This window comes from Azospirillum aestuarii, assembly GCF_016632405.1.
Classification (GTDB): domain Bacteria; phylum Pseudomonadota; class Alphaproteobacteria; order Azospirillales; family Azospirillaceae; genus Azospirillum; species Azospirillum aestuarii.
In genome coordinates this window covers 1-23,159 of the sequence record NZ_JAEPIV010000047.1, presented here as the reverse complement: position 1 = coordinate 23,159, position 23,159 = coordinate 1, and the positions used below count along the sequence as shown (strand labels likewise).

25 protein-coding genes and 3 pseudogenes are annotated in these 23,159 nt (G+C 68.4%); 20 read left to right on the top strand and 8 right to left on the bottom strand.

Annotation, left to right across the window (positions count from 1 at the left end; genetic code table 11):
• Positions 1–72: 72 nt before the first annotated feature.
• A complete protein-coding gene (locus JJL56_RS30985; protein ID WP_200487654.1) occupies positions 73–513 on the bottom strand; it encodes an alcohol dehydrogenase catalytic domain-containing protein in 441 nt (146 codons plus the stop codon).
• 5 nt (positions 514–518) lie between these two features.
• On the bottom strand, positions 519–1,016 hold the full coding sequence (locus tag JJL56_RS30980) for a hypothetical protein (protein WP_345772663.1): 498 nt from the start codon (positions 1,014–1,016) through the stop codon (positions 519–521).
• 175 nt (positions 1,017–1,191) lie between these two features.
• Between JJL56_RS30980 and JJL56_RS30975 the strand changes: the two genes are divergently transcribed.
• Complete coding sequence (locus JJL56_RS30975) at positions 1,192–2,112, top strand: LysR family transcriptional regulator (RefSeq protein ID WP_200487652.1); 921 nt, start codon at positions 1,192–1,194, stop codon at positions 2,110–2,112.
• Between the two features lie 126 nt (positions 2,113–2,238).
• Entirely contained in the window at positions 2,239–3,489 is a 1,251-nt protein-coding gene (locus tag JJL56_RS30970; protein WP_200487651.1) for an MFS transporter, read from the top strand.
• On the opposite strand, the gene JJL56_RS30965 is transcribed toward JJL56_RS30970, so the two are convergent.
• Positions 3,467–3,775, bottom strand: a complete 309-nt coding sequence (locus JJL56_RS30965) for a recombinase family protein (RefSeq protein WP_200487650.1) — start codon at positions 3,773–3,775, stop codon at positions 3,467–3,469. The two genes, JJL56_RS30970 and JJL56_RS30965, sit on opposite strands and share 23 nt — an antisense overlap.
• 205 nt (positions 3,776–3,980) lie before the next feature.
• Between JJL56_RS30965 and JJL56_RS34155 the strand changes: the two genes are divergently transcribed.
• Both JJL56_RS34155 and JJL56_RS30955 read left to right on the top strand, forming a co-directional pair.
• Positions 3,981–4,163 carry a Fic/DOC family N-terminal domain-containing protein gene (locus tag JJL56_RS34155; protein ID WP_425599159.1) on the top strand — a complete coding sequence of 61 codons (183 nt, stop codon included), beginning with the start codon at positions 3,981–3,983 and terminating at the stop codon, positions 4,161–4,163.
• Between the two features lie 41 nt (positions 4,164–4,204).
• Complete coding sequence (locus tag JJL56_RS30955) at positions 4,205–4,513, top strand: hypothetical protein (RefSeq protein ID WP_200487649.1); 309 nt, start codon at positions 4,205–4,207, stop codon at positions 4,511–4,513.
• Between the two features lie 147 nt (positions 4,514–4,660).
• On the opposite strand, the gene JJL56_RS30950 is transcribed toward JJL56_RS30955, so the two are convergent.
• Positions 4,661–5,575 (bottom strand): LysR family transcriptional regulator, encoded by a 915-nt coding sequence (locus JJL56_RS30950; RefSeq protein ID WP_200487648.1) that lies wholly within the window; start codon positions 5,573–5,575, stop codon positions 4,661–4,663.
• 31 nt (positions 5,576–5,606) lie between these two features.
• Positions 5,607–5,825, bottom strand: coding sequence for a hypothetical protein (locus JJL56_RS30945; RefSeq protein WP_200487647.1), 219 nt, complete (start codon positions 5,823–5,825; stop codon positions 5,607–5,609).
• Here JJL56_RS30945 and JJL56_RS30940 point away from each other — a divergent pair.
• The 10 genes and pseudogenes from JJL56_RS30940 to JJL56_RS30895 all read left to right on the top strand — a co-directional run bounded on the left by JJL56_RS30940 (position 5,815) and on the right by JJL56_RS30895 (position 16,650).
• Positions 5,815–7,149, top strand: a complete 1,335-nt coding sequence (locus JJL56_RS30940) for an acyclic terpene utilization AtuA family protein (protein ID WP_200487646.1) — start codon at positions 5,815–5,817, stop codon at positions 7,147–7,149. The two genes, JJL56_RS30945 and JJL56_RS30940, sit on opposite strands and share 11 nt — an antisense overlap.
• Positions 7,150–7,152: 3 nt before the next feature.
• Positions 7,153–7,497 (top strand): AtuA-related protein, encoded by a 345-nt coding sequence (locus tag JJL56_RS30935; RefSeq protein ID WP_094304007.1) that lies wholly within the window; start codon positions 7,153–7,155, stop codon positions 7,495–7,497.
• Positions 7,494–8,735, top strand: coding sequence for an ABC transporter substrate-binding protein (locus JJL56_RS30930; protein ID WP_247891343.1), 1,242 nt, complete (start codon positions 7,494–7,496; stop codon positions 8,733–8,735). The genes JJL56_RS30935 and JJL56_RS30930 overlap by 4 nt, the downstream gene beginning before the upstream one ends.
• Before the next feature lie 32 nt (positions 8,736–8,767).
• Entirely contained in the window at positions 8,768–9,664 is an 897-nt protein-coding gene (locus JJL56_RS30925) for a branched-chain amino acid ABC transporter permease (protein ID WP_200487645.1), read from the top strand.
• Positions 9,661–11,472 (top strand): branched-chain amino acid ABC transporter ATP-binding protein/permease, encoded by a 1,812-nt coding sequence (locus JJL56_RS30920; protein ID WP_200487644.1) that lies wholly within the window; start codon positions 9,661–9,663, stop codon positions 11,470–11,472. Before JJL56_RS30925 ends, JJL56_RS30920 begins: the two co-directional genes overlap by 4 nt.
• On the top strand, positions 11,466–12,191 hold the full coding sequence (locus tag JJL56_RS30915) for an ABC transporter ATP-binding protein (RefSeq protein ID WP_200487643.1): 726 nt from the start codon (positions 11,466–11,468) through the stop codon (positions 12,189–12,191). The genes JJL56_RS30920 and JJL56_RS30915 overlap by 7 nt, the downstream gene beginning before the upstream one ends.
• 71 nt (positions 12,192–12,262) lie before the next feature.
• Positions 12,263–13,723: an aldehyde dehydrogenase family protein gene (locus JJL56_RS30910; protein ID WP_200487642.1), complete on the top strand. Its 1,461-nt coding sequence runs from the start codon at positions 12,263–12,265 to the stop codon at positions 13,721–13,723.
• Positions 13,724–13,750: 27 nt separating this feature from the next.
• The gene (locus JJL56_RS30905; RefSeq protein WP_200487641.1) at positions 13,751–14,914 is read left to right on the top strand and encodes an iron-containing alcohol dehydrogenase; all 1,164 of its coding nucleotides are present in this window, start codon (positions 13,751–13,753) and stop codon (positions 14,912–14,914) included.
• Positions 14,915–15,473: 559 nt separating this feature from the next.
• Positions 15,474–15,953 (top strand): annotated as a pseudogene (locus tag JJL56_RS33815) (transposase); the annotation flags it as partial.
• Positions 15,954–16,284: 331 nt separating this feature from the next.
• The gene (locus JJL56_RS30895) at positions 16,285–16,650 is read left to right on the top strand and encodes a hypothetical protein (protein ID WP_200487640.1); all 366 of its coding nucleotides are present in this window, start codon (positions 16,285–16,287) and stop codon (positions 16,648–16,650) included.
• Here JJL56_RS30895 and JJL56_RS30890 read toward each other — a convergent pair.
• Positions 16,590–17,585 carry a cupin domain-containing protein gene (locus JJL56_RS30890; RefSeq protein ID WP_200487639.1) on the bottom strand — a complete coding sequence of 332 codons (996 nt, stop codon included), beginning with the start codon at positions 17,583–17,585 and terminating at the stop codon, positions 16,590–16,592. The two genes, JJL56_RS30895 and JJL56_RS30890, sit on opposite strands and share 61 nt — an antisense overlap.
• An 86-nt stretch (positions 17,586–17,671) precedes the next feature.
• Between JJL56_RS30890 and JJL56_RS30885 the strand changes: the two genes are divergently transcribed.
• Complete coding sequence (locus JJL56_RS30885; protein WP_200487638.1) at positions 17,672–18,655, top strand: oxidoreductase; 984 nt, start codon at positions 17,672–17,674, stop codon at positions 18,653–18,655.
• Positions 18,656–18,659: 4 nt separating this feature from the next.
• On the opposite strand, the gene JJL56_RS30880 is transcribed toward JJL56_RS30885, so the two are convergent.
• A complete protein-coding gene (locus JJL56_RS30880) occupies positions 18,660–19,622 on the bottom strand; it encodes a GlxA family transcriptional regulator (RefSeq protein ID WP_200487637.1) in 963 nt (320 codons plus the stop codon).
• Positions 19,623–19,886: 264 nt separating this feature from the next.
• Between JJL56_RS30880 and JJL56_RS30875 the strand changes: the two genes are divergently transcribed.
• The 4 genes and pseudogenes from JJL56_RS30875 to JJL56_RS30860 all read left to right on the top strand — a co-directional run.
• Positions 19,887–20,717 (top strand): alpha/beta fold hydrolase, encoded by an 831-nt coding sequence (locus tag JJL56_RS30875; RefSeq protein WP_200487636.1) that lies wholly within the window; start codon positions 19,887–19,889, stop codon positions 20,715–20,717.
• A 29-nt stretch (positions 20,718–20,746) separates the two neighbouring features.
• Complete coding sequence (locus JJL56_RS30870; protein ID WP_200487635.1) at positions 20,747–21,499, top strand: SDR family oxidoreductase; 753 nt, start codon at positions 20,747–20,749, stop codon at positions 21,497–21,499.
• A 28-nt stretch (positions 21,500–21,527) separates the two neighbouring features.
• Positions 21,528–21,986, top strand: coding sequence for a cupin domain-containing protein (locus JJL56_RS30865; protein ID WP_200487634.1), 459 nt, complete (start codon positions 21,528–21,530; stop codon positions 21,984–21,986).
• Between the two features lie 302 nt (positions 21,987–22,288).
• Positions 22,289–22,480: pseudogene (locus tag JJL56_RS30860) on the top strand (IS110 family transposase); the annotation flags it as partial.
• Here the strand turns inward: JJL56_RS30860 and JJL56_RS30855 are convergent.
• A pseudogene (locus tag JJL56_RS30855) lies at positions 22,479–22,718 on the bottom strand (transposase); the annotation flags it as partial. The pseudogenes JJL56_RS30860 and JJL56_RS30855 sit on opposite strands and share 2 nt — an antisense overlap.
• Between JJL56_RS30855 and JJL56_RS33810 the strand changes: the two are divergent.
• Positions 22,681–22,944: a universal stress protein gene (locus JJL56_RS33810; protein ID WP_282188965.1), complete on the top strand. Its 264-nt coding sequence runs from the start codon at positions 22,681–22,683 to the stop codon at positions 22,942–22,944. The pseudogene JJL56_RS30855 and the gene JJL56_RS33810 sit on opposite strands and share 38 nt — an antisense overlap.
• Positions 22,945–23,159 lie beyond the last annotated feature (215 nt).

Sequence of the window (23,159 nt, the reverse complement as noted above, 5' to 3'; positions counted from 1 at the left end):
GGCGCCGCCTCCAGGGCGAAAACCTGTTGCCCAAGGTGATCCGCGGCGTCACATTCCGCGACGGTATCGAGGTCACTGAAGCCGCGTCACAGAACGCCGCCTGATCGGCCCGTCACCCAATCTCCAACATAGCTCCATGTCCGGCGTGGCCCGGAACATCACCGCCGCCGCCTCGATGAAGCCGAGATGTTCGGGCATCCGAACAGCCATCCCCTGATCGACGCGCGCAACCTCCGCATAAGCGCCGCCGCCGGTGATTGCCATCACCCAGTCGCCGCGGCGAAACCCCGTCACCTCCTCTCCGGTTTCCATCACCTCGCCTGCCAGTTCGAGGCCGAGCAGCGGGCTGTCGCCGAAATTCTCCGTGCCATAGGCCCCCTGCCGCTGCAGAAGATCGGCCCGGTTCACCCCGGCGGCACGTGCCCGCACCAGGAGATCCGTCGGCCGGATCTCCGGGGCCGGCACTTCGGCGAGGCGGAGAACATCCGCCCGGCCGAAGTCCTGGAAGACCACGGCTTTCACTTCGCCGCCGCCAGTGCCCGCGCCTTGGCGCGCCGCGCGATGCTGGCGGCGAAAAGGGGCGTTTCGCGCCGGTTGTGGTCGCCGCCAGCGGCCTGACGAGCAGCGGCGGCGGTTTCGTAGGACAGCTGATGCGCCTCCAGAAAGTCCATGAAGGCATCGGTGGGATGCGCGGTCACCCGGTTCGTGTAGCGGGTCCGGCCGTTTTCGATGGCTTCGGCCATCAGTTCCCAGACGACGTTGACCTGCGTGCGGCCGTTCGCCGTGAAGACATCCGAGATCGAATTCATCCGCACATAGGTCGGGCCGGCGTCTTCGGCCACATAATGCTGGACCACGAGCCCGGTGCCGATCATCTCGACATTGATCGACATCCGGCGGCCGTCGTCGGTCGTGGTGATACCGGCGGCGATATGGTCGGGTGCGCAGCAGCGCAGATACTCGGCCTCCGGCAGGGAGAACAGCCATTCCTCGATGTCCACCTGATCCAGCGGCACGTCGATTTCGGCGGAATAGGCGGATTGCGATAGGATGCGATCCAGAACTTTCATTGTACTCTCCATTTCGCTTCGGCCGGGCTGCAGCGCCCGGCTCGTGGAATGGACCTTACGCAGCCTCCGCAGGTGCGAGAATGCAGGCGGATCTCGAAACCTTTTTGCCGGGAACGCAAAGATGATCGATTCGCGCTTCGCAGAGCACCTGACGGTCTTCGTCGACGTGGTGCGGGGCGGCAGCTTCTCCAACGCAGCGCGGCGGCGCGGCCTCACCCCCTCCGCCATCGCCCGGCAGATCGACGCGCTGGAACACAGCGTCGGCGTCCCGCTCTTCGTCCGCTCGACACGCGCGTTGGCGATGACCGATGCCGGCGAGCGGCTCTTCGAACGCGCGCAGCGGCTTCTCGACGATCTGGCTGACACCCACGCGGAAATCGCCGCCTTCGACGGGGCGGTGACCGGCGTCTTCCGCCTCGCCTGCTTCCCGACTTTCGGCAAGCGCTACGTGATCCCGGCGGTGGAGGCGGTGATGCGGGACCATCCCCGGCTGACCGTCGAACTCGATCTAACCGAACGTCTGGCCGATCCGGTCCTCGAGCGCCTCGACGCCGTGATCCGCATCGGAGAGCTGGCGGACAGCACGCTAATCGCCACCCGTCTCGCCGTACAGAAAAGGCTCCTCGTCGCCTCGCCAGACTACCTGTCGCGCAATGGTGCGCCGGCCGACAGCGCCTCGCTCGCCGGTCACCGGCTGATCGACAAGCTGCATGGCGCGGATCTGCTCGGCTGGGCGGACGTGCTCGGCCATCCGGCGGGGTATCGGCAGGATGCCGGCGTGGTCTTCCGCTGCGACGATTTCGAGGCGATGCGAGGCGCGGCCCTGTCCGGAATCGGGATCGGCTTTCTGCCGGATTGGGTCGTGGGGGCCGACGTTCGTGCCGGCGCCCTCCTGCGCCTGTCCCTCAACGGCGAACCCTGGAACGTGGCAGACACCGGCATCCACCTGCTGCGCGCCCTGGCGCAACCCTCCGCGAAATTCAGGGTGGTGAGCGGCGCCATCCGCACAGTGATCGGCACGCCGCCGGTCTGGGCGTCCTGATTCCGGTTTTGCGCGTATCGCACAACGCTTTCGAGTCCGTCACGCATTCTCGCGCCGGATCCTGCGAGGCATTTTTCCGGCCATCGGCCCTTGTGCGGGCCGCCGCACAGGGAAATGGAAATCGAAATGACCTGCCTTGTCAATGAGCCACCTGCCCGGCGCCGCTTCCGGATGCCAAATCGCACGATCACGGCCTTTTGCGCGGTGACGGCCGCCACCTTCCTTGCCAGCGCCGCGGCCCCCACGCCGCTCTACCAGCATTACCAGTCGGCGTTCGGCCTGGGACCCGGCGCGCTGACGCTGATCTTCGCCGCCTATGCGTTCAGCCTGCTCGCCGCACTTCTGACGGTCGGCGCGCTGTCCGACCATGTCGGACGGCGTCCGGTCATCCTCACCGCCGCTGTGATCAACATGGCCGCGATGCTGCTGTTCATGACCGCTCATTCCGCGTTCGGGCTCGGCTTAGCGCGCATGGTTCAGGGCTTCGGCACAGGCATGGCTACGACCGCCCTCGGCGCGGCGATCCTGGACGTCGATCGCAGGCGGGGGCCGCTCCTGAACAGCGTCACCGCCTTCATCGGTCTGTTCTTCGGTGCGCTCGGCTCCGGTTTCCTGGTCCATTGGGCACCGGCGCCGACGCAGCTCGTCTATGCCGTCCTGTTCACTATGTCCGCGGCCCAGGCCGTGCTGGCGTTCGGAATGCCCGAAACCGCCTCGCGTCGGCCGGGCGCCTTGCGCTCGCTGCTACCCGAGTTGCGCATGCCCAAGGCCGCAAGGCACAGCTTCATCCATGTCTCGCCCGTGAACATAGCGGGCTGGGCGCTGGGGGGACTGAACTTTTCGCTGATGCCCGCACTGGTCGGCCTTGCCGAGGGCCGGAACGAGCCGCTCACCGGGACGCTGGTCGTGGCAACGCTGATGGCCGGCGCCACGCTGGCGGTCCTGGGACTGCGCCGGTTTGCCGCCGAACATGCGTTGATCGCCGGAGCGATGGCACTTTCCCTCGGCATGGCCCTGGCGCTCGGCGCATTGTCGTTGCCGTCGGTCACTATGATGTTCGCTGGTGTCGCTCTGGCGGGAGTCGGCTTCGGCGCTTCATTTTCCGGCGCCTTCCGCGAACTGCTGCCGCGTGCGGAAAGCCATGATCGCGCCGGCCTGCTTTCGACCTTCTACACCGAGAGCTATCTGGCCTTCAGCCTGCCGGTCATTCTTGCGGGATTGGCTATTCCGCAACTGGGCCTTGCGGAAACGGCGACAATCTATGGAGGAACGATAATTGTTCTTGCGCTGATCTCGGCTGGCGTGTTCTGGAGACGGCTTCTTAGAGGCGGTTTCCAGAACCGTTATACGATGATCACCCCTCCGGAAACCCGCTGATCGGCAGTCGGTTTTCCGTGCCTTTAGCACAGAGAGGCGAGGATGTACCGCGGCCCCAGCGCGACAATTCGGTCACTAGGACGGCATCGATGTGCCGGGCCTGGGCAAGCGCCATCACCTTCCGGCGTTCGACGCGGTCGAGTTTCACCCCCGAGCCGGTCTCCTTAAAGACGCCCATCACCTTGTAGCCGGAGTGCGCGGCGAAGGCCAGCAGGTCGCGCTCCTGGCGCGCACAGGACTGGTCGGTGGTGGAGACCTGACAATAGAGCGCGGCGCGCTGTCCCACTTGAACCCTCCCGGCGCGGTGGCCGTCAAACCCGCGCTCCGGCTAAGGGCGCCATCAGCCAAAACAGACTATACTCCAACTGGGACAGCTCCTCCATGCCGCGCCGTCGCGTCTTCACCGACGCTCAGATCACCGCTCTGTTTGCCCTGCCCACCACCGAGGCCGCCAACCAAGCCCTTGCCCGGCTGACGCGCTTACCGACGACCTGCGAGATCCGTACCTGCTGAGCCGTGTCCTGACCAGGCGTGAGGCCGTATCGAGTTCCGGAATCGAGGGCACGCATTCGATTCTCGACGAACGGCCTGTCGTCGAGGATACCGAAGTCGATCACTTCGCCCCTCCGCCGACACACCGCCATATTCGCTGGAGCGGATTGGGCGAAACCTGATAGTTTCAGCAAGGCTTCAACCGGTGAGGGGGGTGTCTTGGATGCCGCTGACGGAAAGGACCGCCCAAGGCGATCAATATGTCCTTCCCGGCGCGGAACGTCGGACCGAGCCCGGCCTCCCCTACGCTGCCGAACCCGACGGCCAACTCGCCCTGCATTTCTACGAGCCCCCCCGAGCCGACGAGCGGGACCCCGGCAAGCCGCCTCCTGTGCCGCGTCCCCTCCCCCGCCCCACGCCGATCAACGACGGTCCGCTCGCCGGCCGCGTTGCGTTCTTCCCGCAGGTCATGAATGATGTGACCGAAGCGCTCCGAGCTTTTTCCGGCGTGACGAACGAACGCCGGGATTAAAGCGTTTGGAAATCATCCTTCGCTCCTGATCGCAATTCATCTTCCGCTCGCGGCGCCGCACCGGCTCCGGACCGACGGAAGCCAAGAGGGAGCACGGGATTCCCGCTTGCAATGCGGGAAATCCAGCGCTTTAGGGGTAAGCTCCGTTCATCCCTCCCGGTGAAACGTCCTGCAATCGTTCAGAACACAGCAGAGGTGATCGAGGAACACTTCGGCCAGCGGCGGGAGCGACCGCCCCGTCTTGCGGATGACCCTGACGGGACGAGAAAATCCGAGCATGTCGATGGGGCGCGAGCGCAACGCCGGCTCCGCGGCGATCTCGCGCGCGGAGCCCGGCAGAATCGTCAAGCCCAGCCCCGCCCGCACCATGGCGATGGCCGTCATCATGTAGGTCGCCTCGCAAACCGGCTTGGCGATCCGTCCGGCGGACAGGAAAGCCTCGTCGACGATCTCCCGGACGCTGGTCGCCGGGTCCATCAGCACCAGCGGCACCTCGGCCAGCGTCTCGATGGTCACCCGCGGAAGATCGCCGACAGCATGGCCCTGCGGGAAGACGATGTGCATCCGGTCGCGCACCTCCAGCACCGTGTCGATGTCCTGCCCCTTCGCCTCGCCCCCGGTGATCCCCAGGTCCACCTCCTCCGACCGGACGAGCCCGAGCACGCGGCTGGCGATGACGTCCTTCAGAACGAAGGTCACGCCGGGATGACGTTCACGGAAGGACTGGATGGCGTCGGGCAGCACCCCCGCCGCGATGGTCGGCAGCGCCGCCACGCGCACCACCCCGCGCCGCATGGCGGCGATCTCATGCGTGTCGACCACCACGGCGTCCAGGTCGTGGACCATACGCTGGAACACCGGCAGCAGTTCGCTGCCGATGCGAGTCAACTCGACAGAGCGGGTGTTGCGGTCGAACAGCTTGACCGCCAGGGCCTCCTCCAGCCGCCGGATCTGCACCGTCAGGGTAGGCTGGGCGACATGCAGCGACTCCGCCGCCCGCGTGAAACTGCGGGTCTGCGCGGCGGCGAGGAAGGCGCGTATCTGGCGGAGGCTGAGATCCATAGCTCAACTCTATTACTGGCATTGAATCAATTCAATTGTTTGCGCGAACAATCTCGGCAAGGATGATCTGCATACAGCGGAATTCAGCCGCCCGCCGGTGCGACACGCCGGTGCGGCCGAACCGGAACGAATAAGAACGCAGGGGGGAGACCATGCCAGCTTCGATCACCGGCGGCGCCCGAGCCGCCATGGGCGCCGCCGCGTCCCACGCCGTCCCTTCGCCGCGCTGAGGACCGTCGATGCACCGCATCAGGATCGGGTCCGGCGCCGGCTATTCCGGCGACCGCATCGAACCGGCCATCGATCTCGCCGAACGGGGCGGCCTCGACTACCTCGTCTTCGAATGCCTTGCCGAGCGGACGATCGCCCTGGCCCAGCAGGCGCGGCAACGCGACCCCGCCGGGGGTTACGACCCGCTGCTGACGGTGCGCATGACCGCCGTGCTCGGCGCCTGCCGGCGCAACGGGGTGCGGCTGATCACCAACATGGGAGCGGCCAACCCGCTCGGCGCCGCCGAGGCGACGCGGACCGTCGCCCGCTCCCTGGGGCTGGGTGGGCTGCGGATCGCCGCCGTGACCGGGGACGACGTGCTGGCGGTCGCGCGGCAGCTCGACGTCGCTCTGGAGGACGGCGGCACCCTGCGCGGTCTCGGCGACCGCGTGATTTCGGCCAACGCCTACATCGGCACCGGCCCCATCGTCGAGGCGCTGGCCGCCGACGCCGACGTGGTCATCACCGGACGGGCCGCCGACCCGGCCCTGTTCCTCGGTCCGATGGTCCATGAATTCGGCTGGCGGATGGACGATTGGGACGCGCTGGGGCGCGGCACCATGGCCGGACATCTGTTGGAGTGCGCCGGGCAGGTGACCGGCGGCTATTTCGCGGACCCCGGTGTCAAGGACGTGCCGGAACTGGCCCGGCTGGGCTTTCCCATCGGCGAGATCCACGCCGACGGCACCCTGGAGCTGACCAAGCTGCCCGGCACCGGCGGCTGCGTCACGCCGGCCACCGTGAAGGAACAGCTTCTCTACGAGATCCACGACCCGGCGCGCTATTACCAGCCGGACGTAGTCGCCGACTTCTCCGCCGCCCGCGTCGAAGGCGACGGGCCGGACCGGGTGCGCGTCCATGGCGGGCGCGGCACCGCGCGGACCGGGCTTCTGAAGCTGTCCATCGGCTACATCGACAGCTGCATCGGCGAGGGGCAGATCTCCTACGCCGGACCGGGAGCGGTCGAGCGCGGGCGGCTCGCGCTGGACATCGTGCGCGAGCGGCTGGCGCTGACCGGCGTGCGGACCCAGGAGGTGCAGTTCGACCTGATCGGCCTCGACGCGCTGCACGGCGACCGGCTGTCGCGCGGCCACGCGCCCTACGAGGTCCGCCTGCGGGTGGCGGGGCGGACCGCCACGCTGGAGGAGGCGGCCCGGATCGGGAACGAGGTCGAAACGCTCTACACCAACGGTCCAGCGGGCGGCGGCGGCGCCTGGAAGTCGGCGCGCGAGATCGTCGCCGTCGCGTCCGCCCTGCTGCCGGAAAGCGCCGTGCGCACCACGGTCACCCTGCTGGAGGCCTAAGCCGTGAAACTCCGGGACATCGCGCACGCCCGCTCCGGCGACAAGGGCAACATCTCCAACATCTCGGTCATCGCGCTGGACGAGACCGACTACCCGTTCCTCGCGGAGCATCTGACGGCCCAGAGCGTCGCCGCGCATTTCCAGGGAATCGTGACCGGAACGGTGACCCGCTACGAGCTGCCGACCCTGGGGGCGCTCAACTTCGTGCTGACCGGGGCGCTCGGCGGCGGGGTCACCCGCTCGCTCGCCCTGGACGCCCACGGCAAGGCGCTGAGTTCCGCCCTGCTCGACCTCGAACTGCCGAACCGCAACCGGCAGAACAACCAATATGGAGGGGAACGCCCATGAAGAAGATAATGTCCACCGGCACGGCGTCCAACAACACGGCGCCCGCGCGCCCGCGCCTCACGGCGCTCCTGGGAGCCGCCGCCGCCGTCCTCATGACCGCTTCGCTTCAGGCCCAGGCAGCCGACCCGATCAAGATCGCCTACAACGGCGACATCTCCGGCTCGCCGTCGGCGGAATCGGGGCAGATCGGCGTGCTCGGCATCGGCGGCGCCGTGGAGGACATCAACAAGCGCGGCGGCGTGCTGGGCCGCCCTCTGGAGTTCCTGGTCCGCGACGACCTGGGCCAGCCGCCCAAGGCGATCCAGAACATGACCGACCTGATCGACCGCGAGAAGGTTTCGGTCGTCTTCGGCCCGACCAATTCCGGCAACGCCCTGGCCTGGAAGCACATCGCCAACCAGAAGCGCATGCCGGTGCTGGTCTCCAGCGCGTCGAGCACGGCCATCACCGAGGGGCCGTCCAACGGCAACTACCTGTTCCGCGTCTCCATGGTGGACCGCGAGCAGGCCGCCGCCCTGCTGGCCTACGTGAAGAAGAACCCCGAGGCGAAGGCGGTCGGCTTCTTCGTGGAAACGACCGGCTACGGGCAGGCGGGCCTGAAGGATCTGGAGCAGATCGCGGCGCTGCACGACATGAAGCCGGTGTCCATCGAGAAGTTCGACGCCCGCGACACCGACATGACCTCGCAGCTGTCCAAGGCCAAGGCGGCGGGAGCAGACACGCTGGTGGTCTGGGCGCAGGCGGCGCCGCTGGGGCATCTCGTGCGCAGCATGGAGAAGCTGGACTATTTCCCCAAGGTCTTCACCACCTGGGCGGCGTCCTTCAGCGGCTTCCCCGAGGTCGCCGGGCCGAAGCTGATGGAGTGGCCGGTCTTCCTGACGACCTCCAGCGAGCGCAAGTCGGCGCAGGCGGAATCGCTGTTCGCGCGGATCGGGCCGAAGCTGGCCAACCCCTCAATGTTCTGGGCGGCCTCGCAGGCCTACGACACGGTCCTGCTGTGGGCCGCGGCGGCCGAGCAGGCCGGAGACACCAAGGGCGAGGCGGTGCGCGCCGCGCTGGAGGCCCTGAACAAGCCGGTCGCCGGCATGGTCAAGACCTACGACAAGCCCTTCTCGACCACGCAGCACGAGGGGCTGACGGCGGCGGACTACCATTGGTCGCGCTGGAAGGACGGCAAGGTCGTCGATTTCAACGACCCGGTGCTGGCCGGGCTTCAGCCGGCGGACTTCAAGAAGTGACGCGGCCCGCGAACCGTCACGGAGGGTGACCCATGCTGCAAGCCATCATCGGTGGGCTGACGCTGGGCAGCGTCTACGCCCTGATCGCCCTCGGCTTCAACCTGACCTACACCACCACGCGGACGCTGAACTTCGCGCAGGGTGACTTCGTGTCGGTCGGCGCCTTCGTCGGTCTGGGAACGGTGGGGGTGCTCACCGCGGCGCTCGGCGCCGACGCGGTCGGCTATGTCTGGCTCTACGCGCTGGCGGCGGTCGCCGCGGCGCTGGCGATGGGGGTGCTGGGGCTGCCGCTGTATCTGGCGGCGATCCGGCCCTTCGCCGGCAAGCCGGGCATGTCCTGGGTGGTCAGCACGATCGGCTTCGGCATCGTCCTGCAAAGCGCCGCCCTGTCGGTGTGGGGGCTGGGGGCGCGGATGCTGCCCGCCCCCTTCGGCGACGATGTGTTCCGCGTCGGCGAGGCCGGCTTCCGCTCGCAGGAGCTGGTGGTGCTGGTCCTCGCCTTTGCGATCCTGGGGGCGTTCGACCTCGCCATGCGCCGCACGGCCATTGGCCGCTGCATGCGGGCGGTGGCGCTGAACCGCGACGCCGCCGCGCTGATGGGCATCGACGTGCCCCGCGTCATGGCGATGGCCTTCCTCGCCAGCTCGGCGATGGCCGGGCTGAGCGGGGTGCTGGTCGCGCCGATCCTGTCGGCCTCCCTCTTCATGGGGGTCATCATCGCCCTGAAGGGCTTCTCCGCGGCGATCATCGGCGGCCTGACCAACCCGCGCGGCTGCATGGCCGGCGGCCTGCTGATCGGTCTGGTGGAGTCCCTCACGGCTCTGTGGAGCGCGCAATGGCGGGAAATCATGGTCTTTCTCCTGGTCATTCTGGTGCTGGCCATGGCGCCCAACGGCCTGTTCGGCCGGAAGCTGGTGGAAAAGGTATGATGCAGGCCTCCGTACTCCGGCCGGCGGCCCGCCGCTTCGCCCTGCTGCGGGCAGCCCCGGCCCTGGGCATCGGCGCGGCGCTGGTGGCGCTCGCCCTGACGCTGAGCAACGATTTCTACCTCTACGTCGCCTTCATGGCCGGCGTTTACTACATCTGCGCCTCCGGCATGAACGTGCTGGCGGGCTATGCCGGGCAGAAGTCGCTCGGGCAGGCCGGATTGTTCGCGGCGGGGGCCTACACGGTGGCCCTGCTGACGACCCGGCTGGAGCTTCCGCCGGCGCTGGCGCTGGCCGCCGCACCGCTGGTGGCCGCCGCGGTGGGTGTGCTGATCGCCCTGCCGTCGCTGCGGGTGAAGGGACCCAGCCTCGCCCTGGTCACGCTGGCCTTCGGGCTGGTGGTGGAGAAGCTGGTGACCGAATGGACCGACCTGTTCGGCGGCGCGCAGGGTATATACGGCATCGCCCCGCTGACGCTGGGCGACGAACCCTTCGCGCTCAAGCATTGGGTTGTCCTGGTGATCGTGCTGGGCGTGGCGGTCCATCTCGCCTTGTCCCATCTGCTGAACGGACGCTTCGGACGTGCCTTGCTGGCTCTGCAAAGCGACGAGATCGCCGCGGAGTGCGCGGGCATCTCGGTCTATCGCTACAAGACGCTCGCCTTCGTGCTGGCCGCCGCGCTGTGCGGGCTGGGCGGCGCGCTGGTGGCGCAGCAGAACCAGTATTTCAATTCCGACTTCGTGACCTTCCACCTGTCGGTCTTCATCCTTCTGCTGGTGCTGCTGGGCGGGGCCGGCAACATCTACGGCCCCATCGCGGGTGCGGCGATCCTCACGATGACCGAGGTGTTCCTGGCGCAATGGCCGTCGGTGCAGCACTTCATCTACGGAGCGATGCTGCTGTTCGCGCTCTACCTGATGCCGACGGGCGTCGCCGGCGCGATCGCGCGCGTCCTGCCCCGCCGGATGGCGGTCCTGGATGGGGTGGAGACTCCCCCGCTGACGGCGATGGAGCGCGGCCGGGCGGAACCGTCCGCCGGTCCCCTGCTGGAAGTGACCGACGTCAGCAAGGCGTTCGGCGGCGTGGTGACCGCCGACAAGGTCGGGCTGCGGCTTCACGCCCACCGGATCCACGCCCTGATCGGTCCCAACGGCGCCGGCAAGAGCACCCTCATCAACATCCTGACCGGCGTGATCTCCGCGGATTCCGGAACCATCCGGCTGGCCGGCCACGACATCACCCGCGGCACGGCCCATGCCCGCGCCGCCCGCGGCATCGCCCGCACCTTCCAGAACCTGCGCCTGTTCGGCTCCATGACGGTGATGGACAACGTGCTGATCGGCGCCCACGCGCGGATCAGCGTGACCGGACGGGAGGAGGATGCCGTCGCCAAGGCGAAGGCCGTCCTAGACTTCGTAGGCCTGGGCGAGCACGCCGGGGCGCTGGCCGGCAGCCTGCCCTATGGCCTGCAACGCCGCGTCGAACTGGCCCGCGCGCTGGCCGGCGACCCGGTCCTGCTGCTGCTGGACGAGCCTGCCGCCGGCCTGAACCCGCGGGAGACCGCCGAGCTTGGGCAACTCATCAAGCGCATCGGCCAGCTCGGCGTCGCGGTGCTGATGGTGGAGCACGACATGGGCCTGGTAATGAGGATCTCCGACGAGATCGTCGTCCTTGATCGGGGCGTGGTGATCGCCGAAGGCGCACCCCGCGACATCCAGACCAACCCGCGCGTCATCGAAGCCTATCTGGGCCGCGAGGACAGCCCGGCCCCGGACGAGCCAAACCCGGACAAGGAGGAGCGCCCATGCTGACCGTCGCCGACCTGAGCGTCTCCTACGGGCCGATCCGCGCCTTGCGCGGGGTGTCCATCCGGGTCGGGGCCGGCGAGATCGTTGCCCTGATCGGCGCCAACGGCGCCGGAAAGAGCAGCCTGCTGCGCGGCATCACTGGCCTCGTCCCGGCAACCGGACGGGTGACCTTCGACGGCCGGCCGATCGACGGGCTGAGCACCCCGCAGCGCGTCGCGCTGGGCGTCGCCATGGCCCCGGAAGGGCGGCAGATCTTCACCGACCAGACGGTCCATGAGAATCTGCTGCTCGGCGGGCATCTGCTGCGCGGCCAGCCGCAGCGGATCGCCGCCAACATCGACCGTTTCTACGCGCTGTTCCCCCGGCTGCTGGAACGGCGCGACCAGATCGCCGGCACGCTGAGCGGCGGCGAGCAGCAGATGCTCGCCATCGCCCGCGCTCTGATGACGGAACCCAAGCTGCTGATCCTCGACGAACCCTCGCTCGGGCTCGCGCCCATCATCACCGCCGACATCTTCCGGACGCTCGTCGGTCTGCGCCGGGACGGCATGACCATTCTGCTCGTCGAGCAGATGGCCAACCAGGCGCTGGCCATCGCCGACCGCGCCTATGTGCTGGAAGGCGGGTCGATCGTTCTGGAGGGCGCCGCCGCCACGCTGCGCCGCGACCCCCGCATCCGCGAAGCCTATCTCGGCGGCGATCTCACCCACCACGCCGCCTGACTGGCGGCTCCCTTCCTAATCGGCCGCCTGACCGGCGGCACCTGTCCCCACCTCGGATTCGGATGCCCCCCATGTCCCTGCCTTCCTACGACTGCTTCATCGACGGCCAATGGCGCCCGGCCCATTCGCGCGAGACGCTGGAGATCCTCGATCCCGCCGACGGCGCCGTCATCGCGCACATCGCCCGCGGCGGCGCGTCGGACATCGACGAGGCCGTGCGGGCGGCGCAGGCGGCGCTGCCGGGCTGGGCCGATTGCGTGCCGGTGCAGCGCGGCCGCGTCCTTCACGCCATCGCCCGCCGCATCCTGGAGGAGCAGGACCGCCTCGCCCGCATCGAAAGCCAGGACACCGGCAAGCCGCTGGCCCAGGCCCAGGCCGACGCGGTCGCCGCGGCGCGCTTCTTCGAGTATTACGCCGGCGTCGCGGACAAGGTGCTGGGCAGCTCCATCCCGCTCGGCCCCGACTACGCCGACTTCACGGTGCGCGAGCCGCTGGGCGTGACGGCGCAGATCGTCCCGTGGAACTACCCGTTGCAGATCGCCTCCCGCGGGCTGGCACCGGCGCTGGCGACCGGCAACACGGTGGTCCTGAAGCCCGCCGAGTTGGCCTGCCTCAGCGTGTTGGAGCTGACCCGCATCTGCCATGAGGAGGGGCTGCCGCCCGGCGTGCTGAACGTCGTTCCGGGTCTGGGGCAGGAGGCGGGTTACGCCCTCGCCGTGCACTCCGGCGTCAATCTGGTCGTCTTCACCGGGTCGGTCGCGACCGGCACCCAGGTGATGCGCACGGCGGCGGAGAACATCGTCCCGGTGCTGCTGGAGCTGGGCGGCAAATCGCCGAACATCGTGCTGGCCGACGCAGACCTCGACGACGCGCTGCCGGTGCTCCTGAAGGCGGCCTTTCCCAACTCGGGCCAGACCTGCTCGGCCGGGTCGCGCGTCCTGGTGCAGCGCGCCCGGCACCGCGAACTGGTCGACCGGCTGGCGGCGCTCTGCCACGGCCTGAAGGTCGGCCCCGGCCTGCAAAATCCGGACATTGGGCCGCTGGTCAGCCGCGCCCAGCAAGGCAAGGTGCTGGATTACATCGGCATCGCCCGCGACGAGGGAGTGGAGGTCATCACCGGCGGGACGCCCCTGCCCGGCGCCGACCTCGGTCGCGGGAATTTCGTGTCTCCGACGCTGCTGGACGGCGCGCGTCCGGAGATGCGCGTCCATCGGGAGGAAATCTTCGGCCCGGTGCTGACCATCCTCCCCTTCGACGAGGTCGAGGAGGCGGCGGCGCTCGCCAACGCGACCGACTACGGGCTTGTGGCCGGCATCTGGGGCCGCGACGTCGGCGCGACCAACTGGCTGGCCCGCACCGTCAAGGCGGGACAGATCTTCATCAACTGCTACGGCGCCGGGGGCGGCGTGGAACTTCCCTTCGGCGGGTACCGCAAGTCCGGCTTCGGGCGCGAGAAGGGTCTCGACGCGCTGCTCTCCTACACGCAGGTGAAGAACATCTGCACCCGCATCGCCCTGCCCCGCCGCCCCTGAGCCCTTCCGCATCAAGAGGCCTTCGCCATGTCCGCCTTCCCCGTTTCCTCCTTCTCCTGTCCGACGAAGATCCTCTTCGGCGTCGAGGCGCACGAACAACTTCCCGACATCCTGCGCGAATGGAACGCCGCGCGCCTGTTCGTCCTGCTGGACCCGGCCCTGACCGACAGCGTCATCTTCCGCCGGATCGAGGCGCTTCTGACCGGCAACGGCGTCGCCCTGTCCGTCTTCACCGGCATCGAACCGGAGCCGGGCGACCGGACGGTGCAGGCCGCCTTCGAACGCTGCCGGGAGCAGGACGCCCAGGCGCTTCTCGCCATCGGCGGGGGAAGCACCATCGACGTGGCGAAGGCGGTGGGCATCCTGATGACCAACGGCGGCCGGATCGCCGACTATGAGGGGATCGAGAAGTTCGCGATCCGCCCGCTGCCGCTGATAGCCGTGCCGACCACCGCCGGCACCGGGTCGGAGGTGTCGGGCGCCTGCGTCATCACCGACACCGCGCGCAAGACCAAGATGGCCATCCGCCACGCGGCCTTCAGCCCGGCGCAGGTCGCCATCCTCGATCCCCTCGCGGTCGGCTCGATGCCGGCCCACGTCGCCGCCCACGCGGGGATCGACGCCTTCGTGCACGCCTTCGAATCCTACCTGTCCAAGCGGGCGACGGTCTTTTCCGACGCTGTGAACCTGCACGCGATGACGCTGATCGCCGGAAGCATCCGCCCCTTCGTCGCCGAGCGAACGAATGTTCCGGCAGCGCTGGACATGCTGTGCGGGTCGGCGCTGGCAGCGATATCCTTCGGCGTCACCGGCCTCGGCAACGTGCATTGCATGGCGATGTCGGTCGGCGCCCTGTTCCCCGTCCCGCACGGCTTAGCCAACGCGGTCTGCCTGCCCTACGCGGCGGCCTTCAACGTGCCGGCCAAGCCGGAGCGCATGGCCCGGATCGCCGCGATCCTGGGGGTGGACACCGCCGGCCTGCCCCAGGACCAAGCCGCGGAGGCTGCCGTAGACGGCCTGCGGACGCTGTGCGCCGATCTCGGCATCCCACCGCGCCTGCGCGATGTGGGCGTGACCGAGGACCGGCTGGACGAGATGGCCCGGCGCAGCTATGCGGCCGACTATAACCGCTGGAACCCGCGCCACACCAGCGAGCCAGATTTCCAGGACCTGTTCCGTGCGGCCTTCTGATCCGAAGCGAGCGGACCGCGAGACCGTCGCAAACCAAGAACTTGTTCGCAGCGGGCGCGTCCCATCCGGCTTTGGCTGGGATGCTACTTTAAGCTGAGTAAGGGGTGTTGCGGCAGGGGCGTGATCTGGTAGGTCTGCCGCCCTCGATGTCACCGCTTGGACTCGCATTCTATGGGCACTGCCATTCGTCCCTCAAGCACCACCCCAGCCTCCTGGGACGCGTTCTCGGATGTCGATGCCTTTGTCGAGGAGGTGCTGCTCGAGCTGACGGCGATGACGAGTGACGGCACCCGTCCAGCCCGCACCGGGCCCAAAGCGCCTCTCACCGGAGCGGCGCTGCGCAAGGCGATTATGGCGATCTGGTGCGTATGCTTCTGCGGCATGCAATGGCGCGCCATCGGGCAGCTCACCGGCATTCCGTTCGGCACGTTGTACACTCTGTTTGCCCGCTGGACCCGGCTCGGCCTGTGGCGCCGGCTGCTCGACCGGCTGCGCCGGACGTGGCGCTTGGCCTGCGGCGACACGGCGGAGCCGAGTACGGTGGTGATCGACAGCCGCACCTGCCCCTCGGCCCCGAGTTGCTTCGCGCGCGGCGTGGACGGGGGTAAGAAGATTCGCGGGGGTGAAGATCAGCATCGCCGTCGAGAAGTACGGGATCCCGCTGGCGATCGACGCCACGTCCGCCAACGTGCACGACACCAAGGGCATCGTGCCGGTGCTACGCCAACTCGCCGGACGCGGGTTCCAAGGACCAGCGATTGGCGATCTCGGCTATCGCAGCGAGCGCCTGGCCAAGGCCAGAGCGGCGCTCGGCATCAGCATCCAGCCGATCGCCCGCGGTCGCGACGGCGTGTTCATCCCGACCGAAATCGCCTGGGTCGTGGAACGCTCCTTCAACTGGATCACCCGCTACCGGCGATTGAACACCATTGTCGAGCGGACGAAGGAGTATTTCGTCGTCGCCTTCGTCCAGATCGCCTTCATCTCCATCCTCTCCCGACGCCTGCGCCGGCTCGACACCCAAGCCGCCAGCGCGTGACGTCCACGAACAGCTTCTTAAAGCACGAAACGCCATCCCATCCCGATCGGTACCGGCGCGTCAGCCGGCCTTCTCCGGAGCCGACCCTGAGCCCATAGTCACGCAAGAGAATGTATCATGACCTTGCACAGCCTGACCCTGCATCGCCAGCCTGGGGACTTCCGTCAGCTTTCGCCCCGGCTTGATCATTGCGATGGTGCTGCCATAGAGACCCCCCTTCCTCTTGGAAGAGACGCATGCACGGCCCGCACTGCCACTTGATGGTGACGACCAAGCGTTCGGACCGAACGGCGCATGGCCATCGGCGCTTCCGTTGCCGGGAAGGTTCGATGTGTTCGGCATCGGTCGACGGCGAACGCCGACCGTCGGCTTTTCACGCCGGTTTGGCTTCCCAGTTGGCTCCCTGGACGGCAATGCGGACAGCCGTGTCGTGCGCGGCACCGACGCGGTGCCGACCTTGTCCAGCATCGCGCGCAATCCGAACCGCAGTCCGAACTGGCTGCGGCAACGGCTGAGCTCTCCTCACCCGCCGATGCCCAACCTGAACCTTTCACGCTCGGAGACCGACGACGTCATCGCCTATCTGCAAGAAATGGCCCGCTCCTTCCGCCTCGGGAGCGTGCATGTGCCGGGTGATCAGCTCCTGATCGGGGAACCGAGATCCGAAGCGGCCGTTCTGTCCGCTCCCGTCCGGTAGCGCGCTGGCGAGACCCCCATGATTCGCCGGAACGTGGCGCTGAAGGCGCTGTCCGACAGATAGCCGAGCGAGGCGGCGATGGCGGAGACCGGTTCCTGACCTTGCCGCAGCCGCGTCGCGGCGAGGCGCATGCGCCAGCGCAGCATGTAATCGATCGGGGGAACCCCCACGCGCTCCCGAAAGGCGGCGGCGAAGCTGGAGCGCGACCGCCCGGCGATGCCCGCCAGTTCCGCAAGCGTCCAATTGCGGCAGGGTTCGCCATGGATGGCGCCCAGGGCTCGGCCGATCGACGGATCCAGGCAGGCCGCCAGCCAGTTGGCGCCCTGCGGCGGCTGTTCGCTCAGATGCGTCCGCAAGGCATGGACGAACATCAAGCGCAGCAGATCGTTGCAGGCGAGTTGGGACCCCACCGTCCCGCCACGCCATTCCCGATCGAGCTGCTCCAGCAGCCAACCGACCGGCGCGGCCCCCGGAGCGCCGCCGCGGATCATCAACAGCCGCGGCAGCAGGTCGAACAGCAGACCGCCGTCCAACCGGTCGAACCGCACGCTGCCACCGAGGAACCGCACCTCGTCCCCATCGCCGCCGCGCGCCCCATCCCCCACGTTGACGCGGGCCTCACCGCCCGGCGCCTGGAACACCTCCGCGGCCGGGACGGGGGACAGGTCCGGCGCGCTCGACAGGACGAAGCCGCCGCGCACCACCACGAAGCAATCGCCGGCGTCGAGGCGCCGGGGCGCTTCCGGCCCGTCAGGGCCGTCCGGCCGAATCCAGCAGGTGCCCGCGGTCACCACATTGAACTTGATGGCGCTCGGTGGCTGGAAGCGGATCGACCAGTCACCCCTGGCGGCTAGGCGCGCGGAGCACAGGGTCTGGGCCTGCATCAGGCGAAGCACGTCCGACAGCACGTCGGCGGGCGCGTTTTGGACGATCACGACAAAATTCCGGACGGGGGTGGATGGATCATCCCGCGCATATAGGCGACAACGGCTCCCGACGCCACACCCCCCGAGGAAGCTCCATGATATCCCCCGACCAGACACCCATCGGGTCCGGCTTCGGCCCAGCCACCACCGCCGCCGAGGCTGTCCACGGCATCGACCTCCGCGGGCGCGTGGCGGTCGTCACCGGCGGCTATTCCGGCATCGGGCTGGAGACGACGCGCGCGCTCGCCGAGGCCGGAGCGACCGTCATCGTGCCGGCCCGGGATCGCGCCCGGGCGGCGGCGGCGCTGGCCGGCCTCGACCGCGTCGAGATGGAGGCGCTCGACCTTACGGACGCCGCCTCGGTCGCCGCCTTCGCCCGGCGTTTTTGCGGGTCCGGACGGCTGTTGTCGATGCTCGTCAACAGCGCCGGCATCATGGCGACGCCGCTTCACCGCGACGCCGACGGGCGCGAGGGGCAGTTCGCGACGAATCATCTCGGCCATTTCCGGCTGACCCTGGCCTTGTGGCCGGCGCTGCTCGCGGCGGGACGCGAGGCGGGCGGCGCGCGCGTTGTGTCGGTTTCGTCGCGTGGCCACCAGATCGCCGGAGTCGACTTCGACGACCTCGACTTTGAACGGAGACCCTATGACAAGTGGATCGCCTACGGCCAGTCCAAGACGGCCAACGCGCTGTTCACCGTCGCCCTGGATCGCCGCGGCCGGAATCACGGGGTGCGCGCCTTCTCGCTGCATCCGGGACAGATCCTCACCGAGCTGAGCCGCCACCTGAGCGCCGAGGAGATCGCCGGTTTCGACGCCCTGGACGCGGAGGGGCGCCCGCGCATCGACCCGTCCCGCGGCATGAAGACCGTCGCGCAAGGAGCGGCCACCAGCGTCTGGTGCGCGACCAGCCCGCGGCTCGACGGCCTCGGCGGGGTCTATTGCGAGGATTGTGACGTCGCCCCGGTCTATAGCGCGGCGACGGGGCGGCGCGGCGTGCATCCCTGGGCCGCCGAAGACGCGCTGGCCGAGCGGCTGTGGCGCGTCTCAGAGGCCCTGGCCGGCGCCTCCCTGCCCTGACCCGTCACCGCGCCGCCTGCCGGAACTGCCGCCGAAGCTCCTGCGGGGAGTGGCCGAGAACGCGCAGGAAGCTTTGGCACATGCGGTCCGGATCGATGAAACCGACGAGGCGGGCGATTTCCGCGAAGGTCTGCCGGCCGTCCTCCACCATCGTCCGCGCCGCCTCCACCCGCATCCGCTCCACGGCCTTGGCCGGCGTCATGCCGGTGGAGGTGGTGAAGGCGCGTCCGAACTGCCGCACGCTGAGATGCGCCACATCGGCCAGCCGCTCCACCGAGAGATCCGCCGCCAGATTCTCCCGCGCGAAGCTCAGCGTGCGGCGGATGCGGTCGGATCCCGGATCGAAGTCGAGCAGCGAGGAATACTGGTACTGGCCGCCGGGGCGCCGGTAATAGACGACGAGCATGCGGGCAAGCGACCGCGCCGCTTCCTGGCCCAGATCCTCCTCGATCAGGGCGAGCGTCATGTCGATCCCCGCTGACAAGCCCGCCGACGTCCAGACTCCGCCGTCGCAGGTGTGGATGCGGTCGCCGTCCACCCGCAGTTCCGGGTAACGCGCCTGGAGCCGCGGCGCGTAGAACCAGTGGGTGGTCGCCGGCCGCCCGTCGAGGATGCCGCTCGCGGCGAGGATGAAGGCCCCCGTGCAGACGCTGGCGATCCTCCGGGTGTGGGGCGCCGCCGCGGCGATGGCCGCCGCAAGCGCCTCCACCGACGGCCCTTCCGGCGGTTCCGGCGCGCCGACCACGATGAGCGTGTCCGCCGGGCCGTCGGCACCGGCTTCCGGCAAGGGGTCGGTGATGACCTCCAACCCGCAGGAACTGCGCACCGGACCGCCTGCCACCGACGCGACGGAGAGCCGGTAGCACTCCCCGCACAGCCGGTTGGCGAAGGAGAAGGCATCGAGCGGCCCACCGAGATCGAGCAGCACGAAGCCCGGATGGACCAGGAAACGCACGTGACGGGTCATGCCCTGAATCCCGGGAATGACGTCCTTTTGGACATCATCGACGCGCGATAACCTGCGGTCAACCTCCAGCGTTCAACGGAGCGTCCGATGACCAACCCGCCTCGTGCCGAACCGCGCCTTCCAGACCCAGCGGACCCGGTCCGCCGCAAGCTCCTGGTCTTTGGATCGGGCGCCGCCCTGCTGGCGGCGCTGCCCATCCCACCGGCGGCCGCTCAGACCGCACCGGGGGCGACGCCCCCCTCCTCCCTCGACCGGAGTCCAACCATGAGCACCATCACCACCAAGGACGGCGTTTCGATCTTCTACAAGGATTGGGGTCCCCGCAGCGGGCAGCCCATCGTCTTCCACCACGGCTGGCCGCTCAGCGCGGACGATTGGGACAGCCAGATGCTGTTCTTCGCGGACAAGGGCTATCGCGTGATCGCCCACGACCGCCGCGGCCATGGGCGTTCCGCCCATGTCGGCGAGGGTCACGACATGGACCATTACGCGGCCGATGCCGCGGCGGTGGTGGAGCATCTCGACCTGCGCGACGCCATCCACATCGGCCATTCCACCGGCGGCGGCGAAGCCACCCGCTACGTCGCCCGCCACGGCCGGGGGCGCGTCGCCAAGCTCGTCCTCATCGGGGCGGTGCCCCCCATCATGGTGAAGACCGCGGCCAACCCCGGCGGCCTGCCGATCGCGGTGTTCGACGATTTCCGCCGCCAGCTCGCCGCGAACCGGGCGCAGTTCTACCTCGACATCCCGAGCGGCCCCTTCTACGGCTTCAACCGGCCCGGTGCGGCGGTGTCGCCGGGCGTGATCCAGAACTGGTGGCGGCAGGCCATGATGGGCGGCGCCAAGGCCCAGTATGACGGGATCAAGGCCTTCTCGGAGACCGACTTCACCGAAGATCTCACGGCCATCGACGTGCCGACGCTGGTCATGCACGGCGACGACGACCAGATCGTGCCCATCGCCGATTCCGCGCTGCTGTCGGTCAAGCTGCTCAAGGCCGGCACGCTCAAGGTCTATGAGCGCTTCCCGCACGGGATGTGCACGACCCACGCCGACGTGGTGAACCCCGACCTCCTGTTCTTCATCGCCGGCTGACATCCGCCCCCCGATCCGAGGTGCATCCCATGAAGATCGTCGTCATCGGCGGAACCGGTCTGATCGGTTCCAAGCTCGCCGCTCTCCTGCGCGACCGCGGCCACGCGGTGGTTGCCGCGTCGCCCAGCACGGGGGTCGACACCATCACCGGCGCCGGCCTCACCGACGCCCTCGCCGGCGCCGCGGTGGTGATCGACGTCGCCAACGCGCCCTCCTTCGAGGATCGGGCGGTGATGGACTTCTTTCAGACGTCCGGCCGCAACCTGCTCGCGGCGGAGGCCGCCGCCGGCGTCGGGCACCATGTCGTCCTGTCCATCGTCAACACCGACCGGATGCCCGACAACGGCTATTTCCGGGCCAAGGCGGAGCAGGAACGTCTGGTCGCCGCCTCCGGCATTCCCCACTCCATCGTCCGGGCCACCCAGTTCATGGAATTCCTCGGGGCGATCGCCGCCGCCCACGCGGACGGCGACACGGTGCGGCTGGCCACCGGTCTCTTCCAGCCGATCGCCGCCGACGACGTGGCGGCCATCCTGGCCGAGACGGCGCTCGGCGCGCCGCGCAACGGCGTCATCGACATCGCCGGCCCGGACCGCGCGCCGTTCCCGGCGATCGTCGGCCGCTACATGGCGGCGGTCGGCGACGGCCGGGGAGTGGTCGGCGACCCGGAGGCCCGTTACTTCGGTGGCCGCGTCGAGGAGCTGTCCCTGGTGCCGATCGGCGAGGCCCGCCTCGGCCGGATCGGCCTGGACGATTGGCTCCGCCGGGCGCCGGAGCTCTGACCCTACCCCATCCATCCGGAGGATTACCATGGCACACCGTACCGGCGCGCTGACGCGCGTCCTGCTCCCCACCACGGCCCTGGCCGCAGCCATTGCTTTCGCCGCACTGCCGCCGTCCTTCGCCCTGGCCGACCTGCCGGGAAGCCGGAACGCCAAGGTCACACAGGTCTACGAGCACGCGCTGCCGGACGTCCCCGGCAAGAGCATCCGGGGCGTGCTGGTCGAATACGGCCCGGGCGGCTACTCGCCGTCCCACACCCACGCGAAATCGGCGCTCATCTACGCCACCGTGCTAGAGGGGGCGGTGCGCAGCCAGATCAACGGCGGCCCGGTCAGGACCTTCCAGGCCGGCGAGAATTTCACCGAGCTGCCGGGCGACCACCACAACGTCAGCGCCAACGCCAGCGACAGCCAGCCGTCCAAGCTCCTTGCGGTCTTTGTGGTTGACACGGCGGAGACGGAGTTGACGACTCCCGACCGGCAGTGATGCCCCCTCCCGGCCGCGAAGGACGGCTGGCTTATCGCAACCAATGGAGCGCCCTCGCAACGGACGCTCTCGACAAGGAAGGCCCCCATGACCCGCACCGTGCTCATCACCGGCTGTTCGAGCGACTTCGGCGAAGCAACAGGAAGCCTCGAAAAGCCGTAGCGCGGCCGGCGTTCTGGTGATTCCCTTGGCTTGAGGGCGAAGGAGGACGGGACATGTGAGATGATGTGGTGGACGGCCCTTTCACCAAATGCCGGTGAACAGCGTTGACCGTCGAAGAAACCACCTCATAGGAGCCGACCATGGGCGTGACGACAATCGGTCTGGATCTGGCGAAGAATGTTTTCCAAGTTCATGGCATCGACGGCGACGGGAAGGTTCTGGTCCGGCGGCAGTTCCGACGGGGCGAGGTGCTGAAGTTCTTTCAAGGCCTGCCGACGCGCTTGGTGGGGATGGAGGCGTGTGGCACGGCGCACTACTGGGCGCGGGAAATTGGCCGATCATCGCGTGCAGCTTTTCCACCTCGCCCTGATGGCTGGCTTCGGCGACCTCCGCCTTGGCGGAGAACACCCTGGACATCCCCTCGATGGCCTGCTTTTTCCAGGCGTTGATCAGCATCTGGTGCACCCCGTGCTTCGCGACAAGCTGCGACACCGTCAGCTCGCCCCGGATCGCCTCCAGCGCCACCTTCGCCTTGAACTCCGCCGAATACCGTTTCCGTTTTCCCGTCATCGGGTCCGTCCTTCTTCCTGGGCGAACCAAGCTTATCCGACTGTCCGGGAAACGGGGACCATCTCAGCCCGTTGCGGACGTCCTGCAGGCGCATATGCGCGACTTGGACGCGGACCTGCTGATCATGGGGGCTTTTGGCCATTCCCGGATGAGGGAGTTCATCCTTGGAGGCGCCACGCAGGGCATACTGGATAATCTTCAGGTTCCCGTGCTCTTCTCGCATTGATGCATTGAAGTCCCTCAGAACGAAGGTGCCCATTCGAGCGAATTGGGCTTACTGAGCGTGGTTAAGGGCGAGTTGGAAGCGAATAAGCCGCCCACAAAGCCGAAGGCGTGGCCGATCCGCTGGTCTTGGTTCGACGGCCAACGTTTCCATGCGAGCTATGCTGGAATCTGGGTGATGACGGTCTGAGGAGGGCGGCGTATCGAGGTGGGTGACCA